Raw genomic sequence first — 15,094 nt, forward strand, 5'->3', positions numbered from 1 at the left:
TGGAGGTCCACGAGCTAGCTGCGTTGCACACGATACATGTTATAATTTTTGAAATTTCTTTTTCATCTTTTTATCTCCTTTCGTTATTCTTTTACGACTGCCATATCCATCAATCGTATCCCTTTACTTCCACGTTGTAGCACTTACACACGACTTATCCGCTATTAATTCTTAGAAACGAAATATTTCTTTTTAAAGTTATTTATCATTTACATTAGATTATACAGAGCATTCCGTGTCATGTAAAAATAAAGAAGGGACACCTACTCCATTACAGAATAGATATCCCTTCTTTTGTTTATAAATTTATCCCTTACGGATTAGTAGACCAAAGTCCTGCTGATTTAATAAATGTACGTTTATTTAATTTCAGCTGCGCTACGATAAACTCTGCAATATCTTCTGCTTGCATTACTTTATCTGGGTTTCCATCAGTTAATCCTAAATCTACAGCCATATCCGTTGCTACTGTACTTGGAGTTAAAGCTGTTACACGAATGTTATGTTTGCGAACTTCCATCGCTAACGATTCTGTTAAGCCAAGAACACCAAATTTAGAAGCACTATATGCACTTGTTACAGGTGCACCTTTTTGTCCTGCTGTAGATGAAATATTAATAATATCACCAGATTGTTGTTCAATCATGCTTGGTAAAGCTGCACGAGTTGCATAGTATACACCCATTAAGTTTACTTGAATGATTTTTTCCCAATCAGCAACTTCTAATTCTAAAAACTTACCGAACTTAGAAATACCAGCGTTATTAATTAAAATATCGATAGATCCTAAACCATTTTTTAACGTCTCAATCGCAGTAGTCACTTCTTCGTATGAAGAAACATCAGCAGTCGCAATAACAGCTTTTACGCCTTCCGCTTCTACTTCTTTCGCTACAGCTTTTAAGTTTTCTTCTGAGCGAGCTAATAGACCTACATTTACGCCTTCTTTCGCTAATGCGATTGCTACAGCACGACCAATCCCTCTACCTGCTCCTGTAATTAAAGCATTTTTGCCTTGTAATAATTCTGCCAAGTATAACACTCCTTAATCATCTCAGTTATGTATTATATTAAAATTGTATCTATGTTTATGTAAAAAGGCAATGATGCACTTTCATGTGCGTAGGTTACTTGTAGGTAACTACAATAAGAATACAAGTACCTTTAAAGAAAAAACAGCGCTAGAAGACCCCCCTAACACTACTTTTCTTTCTAATTCGGAATACGTACACTAAATTCCGCACCATGTCCTTCTATACTTTCAACTTTTATTTCTCCTTGATGTAGATCGACTACTTTTTTTACTATCGCTAATCCTAAACCACTTCCCCCATAAGCACGATTCCGTGAAGAATCAGCTTTAAAAAACCGTTCAAAAATATGTTGTTTCTGTTCTTCTGATATACCAATTCCCGAATCGCGAATACGCACTTCCACTACTTTCTCATGTTCTTGCAACTGTATTGTAATTGTACCGCTACTTGGCGTAAATTTAATACTATTATGAATTAAATTAATCCACACTTGACTCATACTTTCTTGATCGGCAGTTATATGCACTTTTTCTAAATCAAGGTCTAATTCAATTTCTTTTTCAGCCCAGAGCGGTTCACTATTTAACACAATTTGCTTTAACTGTTGATCTAATCGATAAGTCACTCTTTCTGGTGTATACTCTTCCGATTCTAAAAGAGTTAGTCTCAGTAAATTTTGACTTAACTTAGATAATCTCGTCGTTTCTGTTTCAATAATGGTAAGATAATGCTTTCTTTTTTCCTCGGAAAGATCATCATCTTGTAATGCTCTAGCAAACCCTTTTATAGAAGTTAGTGGTGACTGTATTTCATGAGAAACATTGGATACAAATTCCTGGCGCATTTTCTCCATCGCATTCAGTTCATCTGTCATATCATTTATACTTTTTACGAGTACACCAATTTCTCCATCATACTTTTCTTCATTTCGTATTTTTACGGAGAAGTCTCCTTTTGCAATTTTTTGTATCGGTTCAATAATAGTCCAAATCATTGCCTCTCGTTTTGGTCTCATTAATATCCCAATCAATGTCCAGATAAGAACAATAAATATAAAACCGACCATATCACTAATTAGAAAGGCAACAAACGACGATACGTTTACTTCAAAAGCATTCAATATACTAGTTGCTACATAAAATGCGATAGACCAAATTATAGTGAGAAAAGAAAAAAGCGCTAATACCGCTCCCGTTACTTTCAACATCTTCAACTTACTCATTCGTTTTCTTTTCCTCATTTACTTACCTCTAAGCGATACCCTAATCCTCTTATCGTTTTAATACTAAACTTCGACTTCTCTTCTTGAAACTTCTCACGTAGCCGATTAATATGAACGTCTAGTGTACGTTCATTCCCTTCAAAATCATATCCCCATACATCTTCAATTAACTGCTCTCTCGAACATGTTCTTCCTGCTTTAGAACCTAAAGTAAAGAGCAATTCGAATTCTTTTAGCGGTAATGTAGCCGTTTGTTCTCCGGCTGTAACTTCAAATGTTTTACGATTTAACAGTACATTTCCAACTTGGATCGATTGCGATACTGTAATTTGGTAACGTTTCAGTAGTGCCTTTACTCTCACTACTAGTTCTATAGGATCAAATGGTTTTACAAGGTAATCATCTGTGCCAAGGTGAAACCCTTTTACTTTTTGAGACGTTTCTCCTTTGGCAGTTAGCATTAAAATCGGGATATCATAGTATTTTCTTAATTCAAAACATACATCAAATCCATCCATATTCGGCATCATGATATCAAGAATAACCATATCAACTTTTACTTCATCTATCTTCTGCAATGCATCTAGACCATCAATTGCCTCATATGTCTGAAAGCCTTCCCGCTCTAAAAAAACAGAAACAAGTTCTCTAATATGCGGATCATCGTCCACAATTAATATTTTAGGTATCAAAAGAACCATTTCCTTTCTACTCAGCATCTATTTTATTAATGTTAAAAACAAATAATCAGTGAAGCAAATTCCCCACTGATTATTCATTTTATAATGCCGCCTCTTTAATTTTCAATTGTTGCGTTGCAAATTCACGATACATGTCATGTGTCTGTAATAATTCATCATGTGTACCGCTTCCTGTAAGATTCCCTTTTTCTATAAAGATAATTTTATCTGCATCTACAACAGTAGAAAGTCTATGTGCAATAACTAACGTTGTTCTGCCTTTCATTAAGTTATTTAAAGCCTTTTGAACGACAGACTCTGATTTACTATCTAAACTAGAAGTTGCTTCATCTAACATAAGAATTTGTGGATTTCGAAGTAACGCTCGAGCAATCGCAATTCGTTGTCTTTGCCCTCCTGAAAGCTTCACACCACGTTCTCCAACTTCTGTTGCGTATCCGTTTGGCAAATCATGAATAAATGCATCAACATATGCCATCGCTGCTACTTTTTCAATTTCTTCATCTGTCACTTCACCCTCAACACCGTAGCAAATATTATCACGAATGGTCCCATCGATTAACGGACTATCTTGTGAAACGTAACCAATTTGACGTCGCCATGATTGCAATGAATAACTCGTAATTGAGTCTTTTCCTAATTTAATGGCACCGCTAGTTGGCTCGTAAAAACGTTCTAATAGTGAGAATAACGTCGTTTTCCCGCTACCACTTGGTCCTACAATCGCTGTTACTTTTCCTGATTCAATTGTGAAATCAATATCCTTTAAAACTTGCTCTTCTTCGTTATACTCGAAATGTACATTTTCAAGAACAATTGGCTGCTTAGCATTTGTGACTTTCACACCAGTTTCATGATCTTCTACTTCATATTCTAAAATTGTATTAATTCTTTCCGTTGCACCAATTGCCTTTTGGAATTGTGTAAAGAACATAGATAATTGACTCATCGGCATTATAATTTGAACTAAATATAAAATAAACGCTACTAGTTCTCCTGTTGTTAATGCACCGATAGAAACTCGCATTCCACCATATCCTACGATAATAACAAGCAATGCCATTAAAACAAACGACATAACTGGTGAAATTAACGCTTGCACTTTTCCCTCTTTCAAACCAAATTGTAATAGCTTTTCAATACCTTTATTTCCAGTTTCATATTCCTTTTTTTCTGTGTTCGAAGATTTCACTAAACGAATTTCTGATAACACTTGTGTTAATACACTAGTAAAAGAAGCCGTTTCATCTTGAAGTGCTTTTGAAATCTTATACATTTTTCGTCCAAGTGGAACTAAGATGAGTACTGATAACGGAATAACCGTTAAAAGTAAAAGTGTCATTTTCCAATCTAAAACAAATAATACAATTAATGATCCAACAATTGAAATACCGCCTGTTAATAAATTTGACAAATGCTCAGAAATTAATGTTTTCACAACTCCTGTATCATTTGTCATACGGCTAATTGTATCGCCTGTTCTATTTTGATCATAATAAGTTACCGGTAAAATAAGCACCTTTTTCCACAAACGTTCTCTCAGTCCAGCTACAATCTTCTGTCCTATATAATTTAGTAAATATATAGACAATCCCGCGGCTATAGTTTGCATAATAAAGAATGCAATTAGCCCAACAATTTGTCCTGTACTAATTGACGAAAGTGAAAAATTATCTACTAAGCCCTTCGTTAACATCGGTATAAATAAACTTGCTCCAGTAGAAAGCAAACTCATTAATAACGCAAAAGCAAGAATCCCCTTCGGAGAATTTGTATCTTGAATAAGGCGTAAAAACTGCCTCCAGCTCCCTTTTTTCTCCATCTCATTTCTAACTTCCATTTTTGTTCATCTCCTCGTGTTCAACCAAACTGTTCTTTCTAAAAACAGAATACAATACAAATGTAAACTGAATGTAAACACACTTTTTCTATTTTTACAAAATATACATAAAAACGCATCTTTACAACAGATATAAACATCTGATATTATTACCTAGTGCTAAATATTATTCTATGTGAATTATAAATAACCAATTTACGATACTATATAAATCTCCCGTTATTGAAAGGAGTATCCTTTTTGCAAACAAATATACATTCCGAAAAGGAAACAATCATTTTTATTCATGGATTAGTTGGCAATCGTCGTGCCTTCAAAAAAGAGCATAAACGATTTTCCGCCTCTTACAACATTATTACTTATGACTTATTAGGTCACGGCGACGATAAAGGAGAAGCTATCGAATTTTCATTACAGCGCCTCGTAGATCAACTATTGAAATTATATGAAAAAGAAGGTATTCAAAAAGCACATATTTGCGCTTTAAGCTACGGCTGTTATATCTCTACAATTTTTGCACAAATGCACCCAGAAAAAGTATTAAGCATTTGTCATATTGGTGGACATTATAATAACCCATCCCTTTTATATAACGTATTTCAAAAGTTTTGGGAGAAGCGAGGAGATGATTACTCTAAATGGCTCTCTCAATACGCGAATACCATTTTTCCAAGTGGCATACTAAAGGCAAATCCGTTCGCGGTCATTTCAAGAAATATTTATTACCGTTTCGGATTACAATTACATTCATCCATTATTGCCCAATCATTACGACATCGGTTAGAATTCGATTTAAAATCTAAATTAAAATCACTTCCCCACCCTATTCTATGGGTAATGGGTGAACATGATCATCTCTATAAATCTTGTCTTTTTGATTTAAAGTCCATTCTTCCAAACGTTTTATATAAAGAAATACCGCTTGCAGGACACGCAGCAAACTTATTTCGTCCGAACTACTTCCACGACCTATACGCTCGATTTTTAAATGGGAAATTACAGTAAAAACTACTACATTCCCAATTTATTCAACTATAAAAAGGCTTCCCAAGTTTCCCTGGAAAGCCTTTTCTCTATACGAAAAGTATATAAACTACTTTTTCTTAGTATGCTTTTGTGTAACCTAAAATGTGCTTGCTCCAGTAAGAGTTGCTTACAGAACTAATACGTACACCAGTTGCATCAGTTTCTGCACTAATGAACTGACCGTTTCCTAAGTAAACACCCATGTGAGAAGGACCTGATTTATAAGTATTTTGGAAGTATACTAAATCACCTGGTTGTGGATTGCTAGTTTTTGTTTTAGAGCTCCAGTATCCAGCAACTGTTTGACGAGCGCCTTTATGACCAGTTTGATTTAATACATAGTGAATGAATCCACTGCAGTCAAAACCAGCAGGTGTTGTACCAGCAGTTCTGTATGGTGAACCATTTAAAGATCTAGCGAATCCAGCGATTGAAGATGTATTTCCACCTGTTGTTGGTTGTTGTACGTCTTTACCTGGTTGTTGAACGTTATTTGTAACGTTATTGTTATTCGTAACGTTGTTTACTCCGCCTTTTACAAACTTAACGAAGTCTGCACTTACGTAACCTGTGCGGCCGTTATGGTTAATTTTGTACCAACCATTTTCAGCGCCAGTAACGTTTAATACTTTACCGTTTGTTACGCCACCGATTACAGCGTTGTATGTAGCTGGGCCTGTACGTACTTTTAAAGCGCCAGTGTTAACAACATAAGAACCACCAGTTTGAACTGTAGTAGTATTATTGTTATTTGTAGTTGGTTGTTGTGTTTGGTTAGATACAGCAGAACCACCTTTTGTTACGAAGTCTTTGCTTACGTATCCAGTTCCACCATTGAAGTTGATTTTAAACCAATCTTGTACTTCACCTACAACTTGTACTGTTTTACCTTTATTTACAGAGCCTAATACTGTATGAGATGTACTTGGGCCTGTACGTACGTTAAGTGAAGAAACGTTTACTGTGTAAGTACCAGTTCCTTGTTGAACAGTAGTTCCTGTTTTACCACCAGTCGTTACGAAGTCACCACTTACATAACCAGTTTGACCATTTACAGTTACTTTGAACCAACCGTTTTCTTGTCCAATTACTTGTAGTACTTGACCTGATTTCACTTTAGAAATAACGTTATGTCCTGTACCAGCACCTGAACGTACATTTAATACATCAGCTGTTACCGTGTATTTTAATTCAGAAGTTGTTTCTACCTTTTTTGTTTCAGTTACAGTCGTTTGAGTTTGTCCATTAATTTCTTTTAGCGCCTCATTTGAAACTTGTGCCTGAGCAGAATCCATACCTGGAACTGCAACACCCACTACAGAAGCTGCTGCTAAACCTGCAATTACTTTTTTCATAAGTTGTCTTTACTTCCTTTCCCTACTATCCTCTTAAAAAAACTTATAAACTTAATACATTACAATATTATCAAAGTAAAATATTCATTAAGTTCCATTTTTTAACAAGAGATTTATTTTTCACACAGAGTTCATTTTAAACGAATGAAGTGAATTCTGTGTGAACTCCATGTGAACTTTACCATTAAACTTATTGTTTTTGCAATGCTTTTTTCAATTCTCTTATGTATTTTATTGAAAATTCGACATTTCATTCATTATCTTAATATACATTTTCTATCCAATTTGAAAAACTCTATTCATCTAATCCAATGCAAAGAATGTATTTCCTAGTAAAGTTCCTTCCATGAAGCATACTCTTATCATGACAAAAAATACTTTTTTTATCAATAGTATAATATTTTTAGAAAACTATTTTTGATACTATCTATTGCTTTTAAAGGATTTGACGATTTGTAAGATTTAACTCTAAAAATTCTGTTCTAATTTGACGAAAATACACATTCCACTACCTATTTTTCACTATCTATGGAATTTCCAGGATATTTATATTATCATATATACAGTGGTATGTTAACCAATACAAATTTTATTTACCCTACACTGAAACCTATCGAACTTTTACAGGTCGGTACATTGAATTTTAAGATGGAAGTCTTATTGCCCGCAAATATTGGGATTAAAACAGGAGGTATATTTATGAAAAACATAATAGATGATCCTATAAATAAAAATATAGAATTGTACTATGCTTTTTTTCAATTCGTTTCAATTATTACCTTACAAAAAATATCAACTATTGAAACACGTAAAAACGAATTAAAAAATCAGATGAAAAATTCCTATCAAAAAAATCCTTATTACCTATAAAAGGTGAACAGGTTGTATCCCTGTTCACCTTTTATAGTTCCTACATTATTTATAAATTTTCACACGGTTTTCTAAAGGTTGGTATTCTTTTTCACCTGCAGTTACCACCGGTTTACCAAACGGCATTTGCGCAGTAAGTTTCCAACTTCCTGGAACTTTCCATTCTTTTCTCACTTCTTCATCAATTAATGGATTGTAATGCTGCAATGTAGCACCAAATCCTTCAATTTCTAAAGCTGTCCAAATTGCAAATTGTAGCATTCCTGAGGATTGCTGTGACCACGTTGGGAAATTCTCTTTGTATAATGCAAAGTTTTCTTGTAGTTTTTCCACTACTTGACTGTCTTCAAAGTATAAAACCGTTCCATAACCACTTTTAAATGCATTCATTTTTTCTTCGGTAGATGCAAAGTTATTTTCAGGTACAATTTTCCGTAACGTTTCTTTCGTAATATCCCATAACTTATCATGTTGTTCTCCAAGCAAGACGACAACGCGAGCGCTCTGAGAGTTAAAAGCTGAAGGTGTATGTTTTACAGCATGATAAATCACTTCTTGAATTTTTTCATCAGAAACTACTTGCTCTTTACTAATCGCGTAAATAGATCTTCTGTCTTCAATTGCTGAGTAAAAATCTTTTGCCATCATAATTCCCTCCAATTTTCATTTGAGGCTTTTTCATATGTATACATCATATTCTGCCTCTCAAAACTTATCATTAATAAGTTTCTAACTTTATACTATCAACAAACAATAATAAACTCAAATAATAACACTCCCATTTTTCACCTTTTTACTTCCTAATATTAAAAATAAAAAGGCAATTTATTTTTACCTATAATAAGTAACAACAAATTGCCTTTCTTATATGATGATTCAACTCAATATTTCACTTAATTAACTAAGCCAAATGCATAAGACATTAGCTTATTCGTCTCTGTAAAACGCTTCGTTTTACCTTTCGTTCCCATAACAACTGTAATAATACGAGTATCACCTTGTTTTGCTGTACCCGTAAAACAATACCCTGCGCTATCTGTAAATCCTGTTTTTAATCCGTCCATTCCTTCTATATATAAAGCTTTATTATTTTTATTTAACATATCATTTGTACTTATAACATTAATATGATTAAATGCTAACTGACTTTGACGTAAGTGAGTCACTTCTAATATTTCTGGATAATCTTTTATAAGATGATACGCCAAGTTTGCTACATCAGCAGCTGTCATCTTCGTCTCACTTCCATCAGGTTCTTGTAGTCCTGATGCATTTGCGAATTTCGCATACTCCGACATTTTTAACTGTTTTGCTTTTTCATTCATAAGCTGAACGAAATCTTTCTCTGTTTTTGCCATATGTTCTGCTAAAGCCACAGCCGAATTATTTGCCGACTCAATCATTAATGCATGGTACAAGTCTTTCACAGTTAACGTGTCATTAACTTGGACTGGGATTCTCGCACCCTCTGTTTGTGCCGCTTTCGCACTCATTTTCACCGGATCTTCCCAGCGAACTTTCCCATTATGTACATTCTCTAATAGAAGATACGCTGTCATCATCTTAGACATACTTGCTGGCGCAAAAGCTTCATTTTCATTATGTTGATAAATAACATCTCCATTACTCGCATCGATAATCATAGCTGCTTTTGCATCAACTTCCGGTGGTATGTACTTTGGTGGGACTACTTTTTCAGCTAATCCTGTTTTAGGTAGTTCTGCCACCTGCAAAGTTTGTCCCTCTAAATTTGTTGTACTCTTTTGAGTTCCTTGGAATAAGAACCAACATATCCCTAAAATAATGATTACTAGGATTGTCAGCCTTCCCCATTTTAACCGCTTCATTTCAAAACTCCTTTAGCAAACCTTTTATACACTCACGTTTAACCATAACAATAATTACTTTATATCGTCAAGGCAAAAAAGCATATTTATTCATCTAATACGTTTATGTTACAATAATACCGAAATATAAGAATATTCAATGATAAGTTATTAGAAATTCATAATTTATATAGAAAGGATTCTTACAATGCTACTTCCAAAACCCTTAAAATACGGAGACACAATCGGCATTTATTCGCCCTCTTCACCAGCAACCTATACTTCTCCAAAAAGATTTGAACGAGCGAAATCTTACTTACAACAGAAAGGATTTCACATATTAGAAGGTTCACTAACAGGTCGATATGATTATTATCGCTCTGGCAGTATACAAGAGCGTGCTGAGGAACTGAATGCTTTAATAAGAAATCCTAATATAGCTTGTATTATGTCAACAATTGGCGGTATGAATTCTAATTCATTATTACCTTATATTGATTACGACGCTTTTCAAAATAACCCTAAAATAATGATTGGTTATTCAGATGCAACAGCTTTATTATTAGGGATTTATGCAAAAACAGGAATCCCTACATTTTACGGTCCCGCACTCATTCCCTCCTTTGGAGAATTTGAGCCTTTTGTAGATTATACATACAACTATTTTGCAGAAGCATTACTACATAATCAAGCACTTCCTTACAACATAAAACAACCTTTATTTTGGTCAGATGAATTTATTAATTGGGAAGAAAAGACGAAAGAAAAAGAACGTAGACCAAATAATTGGATTTCCGTAACAAATGGACAAGCTACCGGGCGGATTATTGGTGGAAACTTAAATACAATAGAAGGAATTTGGGGTAGTCCTTATATGCCATGTATTCAAGATGGTGATATTTTATTTATTGAGGATAGTTCAAAAGATGCAGCTACTATTGAAAGAAGCTTTTCATTCCTTAAGGTTAACGGCGTATTTGATAAAGTTTCAGGTATACTTCTTGGAAAACATGAACAATTTGATGATTGTGGTACAAGTCGTAAACCTTACGAAATATTATTAGAAGTACTGCAAAATCAAAGAATCCCTTTACTTGCTGACTTTGATTGTTGTCATACCCATCCGATGATCACTATGCCTATAGGTGTTCAAGTGAACATGGATGCAACTAATAAAACAGTACATATTTTGGAAAAATGGAAGATATAAAAAATGCCTATATTATAGGAAGAAAGTATTATAAATTGTTTCATTAGAAAACATAAAAAAGCTCCGTTATCACAACCGGAGCTTTTTATTATTGCCCTAAATTTTGAACCTTGTCTTTCAAATCACGAACTTGATCTATCGTCTGCATAAGTTCAGAGTTTTTAAACTCCTCTACATTCACTTTCCCTTCTTCTATCTTTGTCATCGCCGTATCAATTAATGTATTTAGCTTTTCATTATATCCAACGATTTGCTGATGAAGATCCTTTGCTACATCAGGTGGCGTTAATTCATTGAATGCGGGTATATCTTGTTTAATTTCACTAAGCTTCGTTTCTAATTCTTTTCGAGCTTCGCTATCATTAACGGCTTTTTCAGCTAATGCTGGTGCATCATTTGCAAATGCACTTATTTCATTCACATAGTCTGTCGCTTTTTGAGCATAATCTATAGAGTTCTTCCCTTCCTCTACTACTGAGCATCCCATTAAAGCAATTGAAACTATAAATACTAATAAAATTGATTTGATTTTCATTTTAGACTCCCTTCTTCTTTATACAAATTAGTAAGCTCCACTTCATAAATTCTCGCTAAATTACCTATAACCCTTTTCTAATTACTATTTATCCTCTTACATGCCCTATTATCGTTACAACATCTATTTCTATATGTACGCTAATAATATCTTCAATTATATCGATATACCCTTGTCCTATAGCTGCTCCATAGTGTAATGTAAGCCCCTTCTTTTCATACACTGACTTTGGCACTGAAAAAATAAATCTCCTCAAGTTTCTTTCATCAGCAGGCTCCATAATTAAAACAATTCCATCCTCATCAAACATATACGCTCGCCCTCCAACTTTACATTCACTATGGCTCAGTATTGCCTTGGTCAGCAAAATTTAAAACCTAAAAATAAGATGCATTAATTCTTTTTTTTAAGGTTAATGCTTCTTCAAAACTTCGATTTAACTGTCCATAATCCGTATTATGCGAATTATTTCAATTCCCCTCAATTCTTCATTTCCGGACAATATAGAGTACATCAGTTTCAGATAAACCAAATTTCCTAGCACTTCTCATTCCTTGTTTTTCAGCTATGTTATACAATTCCACCTTAAATCCTACATTCATTAATCGTTGTATAAATCCTGATCGATTATAAATCCTTACATGTTCTTCATGACCAAAAGCTAATTTCCTCAATTTTGGCGTTAAAATTAATTCATTCTCTATAATACTATCTACATTCATTACGATTGGAGCTTGAATAATTCCCCATCCATTTGTCTTTAATACTCTATATAACTCTCTCATCGCTTTTTCATCATCTTGAACTTGCTGTAATACATGACCACATAAAATCACATCAAATGTATCATTTTCATATGGAATTCTAGTAACATCAATTTCCTGCATTAATGGATCCTTTGGTTCAATATCTCCACATACATATGTAATATTTTTATACTGGGCAAACCAACTTCTTAACTTTGCTTTTGGTGCAATATGAAGCATAGTATCATTTCCACTTAATAAATCCGTTTCCATTTCAATGTATACACGATATAACCTTTCACGATCCATCGAATCACATATCGGACAAATCCCCGTATCTTTATTCCACATCTCGAATTTATATTTTGGAAAATCGTAATGTTCTGGCCAAGGAGAAAATTTTTCAAATTGTTGATTGCAAAATTGACAATAGCATACTTCTTTCTCAAATATACGATTAACTAACTTATTTAATTTCCTCTCCATCTTCTCATTATCAATTTGATTTAATTGGCCATTTTTTACCGCATCCTTAATTATTAACAACACATTTTCCAAACAATGAGTTAAACACGTTTTATAATCTTGCTCACGATTTAAAAACCCACTATTATATGCATCTATTATTAATTCAGTCCATTCTTCAATTGCCCTTAATGTAAATTGCATTTGTTTTTGATTTTTCCCACCATGTTGTCTAAAATAACTAAGAGGTTCCTCTATATAAACTACATTTCCTTTCTTCATCATATCTAGCCATGTTGCAATGTCATTAATAGCTGAATAACCCTTTCCCTTAAAACACCCAAAAGCCCCTTCAAAAAATTTCCGATTAAACAGAACTGTTGTAGGCTCACCAACTACATTTTTTAAGTTTTTTAACATATAATCACCTAATTCTTTCCCTTTAAAAAGTGTAGTTTCTTTTGCAATTTTCATATTCAATGTTGATGGTGGTAATACTTTTCCATTCTCATCAATTAATTCCCGATATGACGTCACAAATGAAATGTTTTCTAGTCTAAAAAAACAGTTCATCATTCTTTTAATCTTTTCAGGATGAAATAAGTCATCATCTAATAAAAAGTTTATATAATCTCCATTTGCAAGTTCTATACATTTATTAAAGTTCTCAGCTTCTAATCGAGGTTTATTTTTAACATATGCAATACATTCATATTCACTTAAATATGGTTGGATCATCGCTTGAACTTCACCGTTTGTACTATCGTCAGAAATTATTATTTCAATATTTTCATATGTTTGATTCAAAGCACTTTTGAGAGCTAATTCCAAGTAATGAGGTTTATTATAGGCAGGAATAAGTATACTGACTTTCGGTAAATGAGAGTTGTTATTCCGATACTGTTTTTTCTTTTCTATATTTATTTCCTTTCGTTTAATTTTTCGGTAATAGTCTAATGTATATAATATTGATGATGGAACTAATTTTTTTGCATAGTCTAGGAAGTTAGTTATCGCTTTATATAACTCTTTTTCAGTAGATAAAAAACCATACTTTTCTCCAACTATAATACTATGTGAAAAATCCTCTACTCCATCCATCAGTTTATTAGATTCATTCAACTGTTGACCTGGATGTAATCGGAAGTAACTAAGTGTCTCTGCTATATATACTGCTTTTCCTTTACTTAATAAAGATAACCATGAGGCTATATCTACATTACAAAGATACCTTCTCTTATCAAAAATCCCATACGGTTCTTGTAAATCATTTTTACGAAATAACACTGTTGTCGGTTCTCCAATATAATTTTTTTGATCCACAATTACCCTATTTCCTAATTCTGTTCCCTCTATAATCGTATCCTCTTCAAATAAACGGACAGTCGAATAAATATGTCGTAGTTCTTTCCCTTTATCATCAATTACTTGACGATGAGATGTTACAAGCTTGATTTCATTATCTAAATCATTGAAAAAATACTTCATCATTCTTTCAATTTTATTCGTATGAAATATATCATCATCCATTAAAAAATTTATATACTCACCGTTCGCTTCCTTAAATAACATTAGCGCATTTTCAAATTGTCCGAGAGTTGACCTGTTTTTTATATAAATAATATTTGAATGATCACATAAGTATTTTTGTAACACATTTTCCGTTTCGTCATTCGTGCTATCATCTCCAACGATAATTTCTATATTAGAATATGTTTGTTGTAATACACTACACAATGCTTTTTCAAAGTAGCCAGGACGATTATAAGTAGGAATTAATACACTTACCAATGGAATTCGCTCTATCGCCTCTTCACTTTTTTCAAAACGATTCCCCATCTTTTCCCTCCATCTTTTCGCATATTATTTATATACGCGACATAATATCACATTACTTAAACCGTATGAAACCTTTATACTTTTATGCAAGCCCATAACAAAATATCCTACTTTTCACTCCTAAATATACATATTCAATAATATAAGCATTTGATTAGCTGCTTTTTATTCATTTGATTTCTATCGTAAAATAATGTAAGGCAAATAAAACGAAACTTTAATTAGAGGGGGCTTCTCCATCCTTTCTAATTATCCCCCCTCACCAATCGGATTTTTACGTACAGTTAATCTCCCACCCAACTTCCTCACATCAGCCAGATCTTAAGATAGGAGTGTCTTACTCCCTGCAAATAGCGGGATAAATCTACACCTTAAAAAGAATATATATTTCTTAACAAAAAATAGCTGCACCATTTGGCGTAGCT

General features: G+C 33.4%; 13 protein-coding genes. 3 read left to right on the forward strand and 10 right to left on the reverse strand.

The features are described from left to right. Positions 1 to 313: 313 nt before the first annotated feature. The 4 genes from F8162_RS24985 to F8162_RS25000 all read right to left on the reverse strand — a co-directional run bounded on the left by F8162_RS24985 (position 314) and on the right by F8162_RS25000 (position 4,797). A complete protein-coding gene (locus F8162_RS24985) occupies positions 314 to 1,033 on the reverse strand; it encodes a 3-ketoacyl-ACP reductase (RefSeq protein WP_002012353.1) in 720 nt (239 codons plus the stop codon). 179 nt (positions 1,034 to 1,212) lie between these two features. Further along, positions 1,213 to 2,274, reverse strand: coding sequence for an envelope stress sensor histidine kinase HitS (hitS, locus tag F8162_RS24990; protein ID WP_151630772.1), 1,062 nt, complete (start codon positions 2,272 to 2,274; stop codon positions 1,213 to 1,215). After that, the gene (gene hitR / locus F8162_RS24995) at positions 2,271 to 2,948 is read right to left on the reverse strand and encodes an envelope stress response regulator transcription factor HitR (protein WP_225990183.1); all 678 of its coding nucleotides are present in this window, start codon (positions 2,946 to 2,948) and stop codon (positions 2,271 to 2,273) included. Before hitR ends, hitS begins: the two co-directional genes overlap by 4 nt. A gap of 88 nt (positions 2,949 to 3,036) precedes the next feature. Further along, positions 3,037 to 4,797, reverse strand: a complete 1,761-nt coding sequence (locus F8162_RS25000) for an ABC transporter ATP-binding protein (protein WP_151630774.1) — start codon at positions 4,795 to 4,797, stop codon at positions 3,037 to 3,039. A 240-nt stretch (positions 4,798 to 5,037) separates the two neighbouring features. On the opposite strand from F8162_RS25000, the gene F8162_RS25005 reads away from it, so the two are divergent. After that, positions 5,038 to 5,802, forward strand: coding sequence for an alpha/beta fold hydrolase (locus F8162_RS25005; RefSeq protein ID WP_087959529.1), 765 nt, complete (start codon positions 5,038 to 5,040; stop codon positions 5,800 to 5,802). A 98-nt stretch (positions 5,803 to 5,900) separates the two neighbouring features. On the opposite strand, the gene entFM is transcribed toward F8162_RS25005, so the two are convergent. Then, entirely contained in the window at positions 5,901 to 7,178 is a 1,278-nt protein-coding gene (gene entFM / locus F8162_RS25010; RefSeq protein WP_151630775.1) for an enterotoxin EntFM, read from the reverse strand. Between the two features lie 699 nt (positions 7,179 to 7,877). On the opposite strand from entFM, the gene F8162_RS25015 reads away from it, so the two are divergent. Next, positions 7,878 to 8,048, forward strand: a complete 171-nt coding sequence (locus F8162_RS25015) for a hypothetical protein (RefSeq protein ID WP_011040231.1) — start codon at positions 7,878 to 7,880, stop codon at positions 8,046 to 8,048. 45 nt (positions 8,049 to 8,093) lie between these two features. Here the strand turns inward: F8162_RS25015 and F8162_RS25020 are convergent, their stop codons facing one another. Both F8162_RS25020 and F8162_RS25025 read right to left on the reverse strand, forming a co-directional pair. Further along, positions 8,094 to 8,696, reverse strand: coding sequence for a nitroreductase family protein (locus tag F8162_RS25020; protein ID WP_192797667.1), 603 nt, complete (start codon positions 8,694 to 8,696; stop codon positions 8,094 to 8,096). A 245-nt stretch (positions 8,697 to 8,941) separates the two neighbouring features. Next, complete coding sequence (locus F8162_RS25025; RefSeq protein WP_151630776.1) at positions 8,942 to 9,895, reverse strand: D-alanyl-D-alanine carboxypeptidase family protein; 954 nt, start codon at positions 9,893 to 9,895, stop codon at positions 8,942 to 8,944. Positions 9,896 to 10,082: 187 nt separating this feature from the next. Here F8162_RS25025 and F8162_RS25030 point away from each other — a divergent pair, with 187 nt between their 5' ends. Further along, positions 10,083 to 11,084, forward strand: a complete 1,002-nt coding sequence (locus F8162_RS25030) for a S66 peptidase family protein (RefSeq protein ID WP_151630777.1) — start codon at positions 10,083 to 10,085, stop codon at positions 11,082 to 11,084. A gap of 88 nt (positions 11,085 to 11,172) precedes the next feature. Here F8162_RS25030 and F8162_RS25035 read toward each other — a convergent pair whose 3' ends face one another. The 3 genes from F8162_RS25035 to F8162_RS25045 form a co-directional block, all read right to left on the reverse strand. Then, on the reverse strand, positions 11,173 to 11,619 hold the full coding sequence (locus tag F8162_RS25035; RefSeq protein ID WP_151630778.1) for a DUF6376 family protein: 447 nt from the start codon (positions 11,617 to 11,619) through the stop codon (positions 11,173 to 11,175). A gap of 88 nt (positions 11,620 to 11,707) precedes the next feature. Beyond that, positions 11,708 to 11,929: a hypothetical protein gene (locus tag F8162_RS25040; protein WP_151630779.1), complete on the reverse strand. Its 222-nt coding sequence runs from the start codon at positions 11,927 to 11,929 to the stop codon at positions 11,708 to 11,710. 178 nt (positions 11,930 to 12,107) lie between these two features. Beyond that, positions 12,108 to 14,669: a glycosyltransferase gene (locus tag F8162_RS25045; protein ID WP_151630780.1), complete on the reverse strand. Its 2,562-nt coding sequence runs from the start codon at positions 14,667 to 14,669 to the stop codon at positions 12,108 to 12,110. Positions 14,670 to 15,094 lie beyond the last annotated feature (425 nt).

The sequence above is a fragment of the Bacillus sp. CH140a_4T genome (assembly GCF_008923725.1).
Taxonomy (GTDB): domain Bacteria; phylum Bacillota; class Bacilli; order Bacillales; family Bacillaceae_G; genus Bacillus_A.

What these genes read in the sequence shown, in the direction of transcription:
- F8162_RS25035 (WP_151630778.1), bottom strand. Translation starts at nt 11,619, where the DNA reads ATGAAAATCAAATCAATTTTATTAGTATTTATAGTTTCAATTGCTTTA.
- F8162_RS25025 (WP_151630776.1), bottom strand. Translation starts at nt 9,895, where the DNA reads ATGAAGCGGTTAAAATGGGGAAGGCTGACAATCCTAGTAATCATTATT.
- F8162_RS25015 (WP_011040231.1), top strand. Translation starts at nt 7,878, where the DNA reads ATGAAAAACATAATAGATGATCCTATAAATAAAAATATAGAATTGTAC.
- F8162_RS25020 (WP_192797667.1), bottom strand. Translation starts at nt 8,696, where the DNA reads ATGATGGCAAAAGATTTTTACTCAGCAATTGAAGACAGAAGATCTATT.
- F8162_RS25030 (WP_151630777.1), top strand. Translation starts at nt 10,083, where the DNA reads ATGCTACTTCCAAAACCCTTAAAATACGGAGACACAATCGGCATTTAT.
- F8162_RS25040 (WP_151630779.1), bottom strand. Translation starts at nt 11,929, where the DNA reads ATGTTTGATGAGGATGGAATTGTTTTAATTATGGAGCCTGCTGATGAA.
- F8162_RS25000 (WP_151630774.1), bottom strand. Translation starts at nt 4,797, where the DNA reads ATGGAAGTTAGAAATGAGATGGAGAAAAAAGGGAGCTGGAGGCAGTTT.
- hitS (WP_151630772.1), bottom strand. Translation starts at nt 2,274, where the DNA reads ATGAGGAAAAGAAAACGAATGAGTAAGTTGAAGATGTTGAAAGTAACG.
- F8162_RS25045 (WP_151630780.1), bottom strand. Translation starts at nt 14,669, where the DNA reads ATGGGGAATCGTTTTGAAAAAAGTGAAGAGGCGATAGAGCGAATTCCA.
- entFM (WP_151630775.1), bottom strand. Translation starts at nt 7,178, where the DNA reads ATGAAAAAAGTAATTGCAGGTTTAGCAGCAGCTTCTGTAGTGGGTGTT.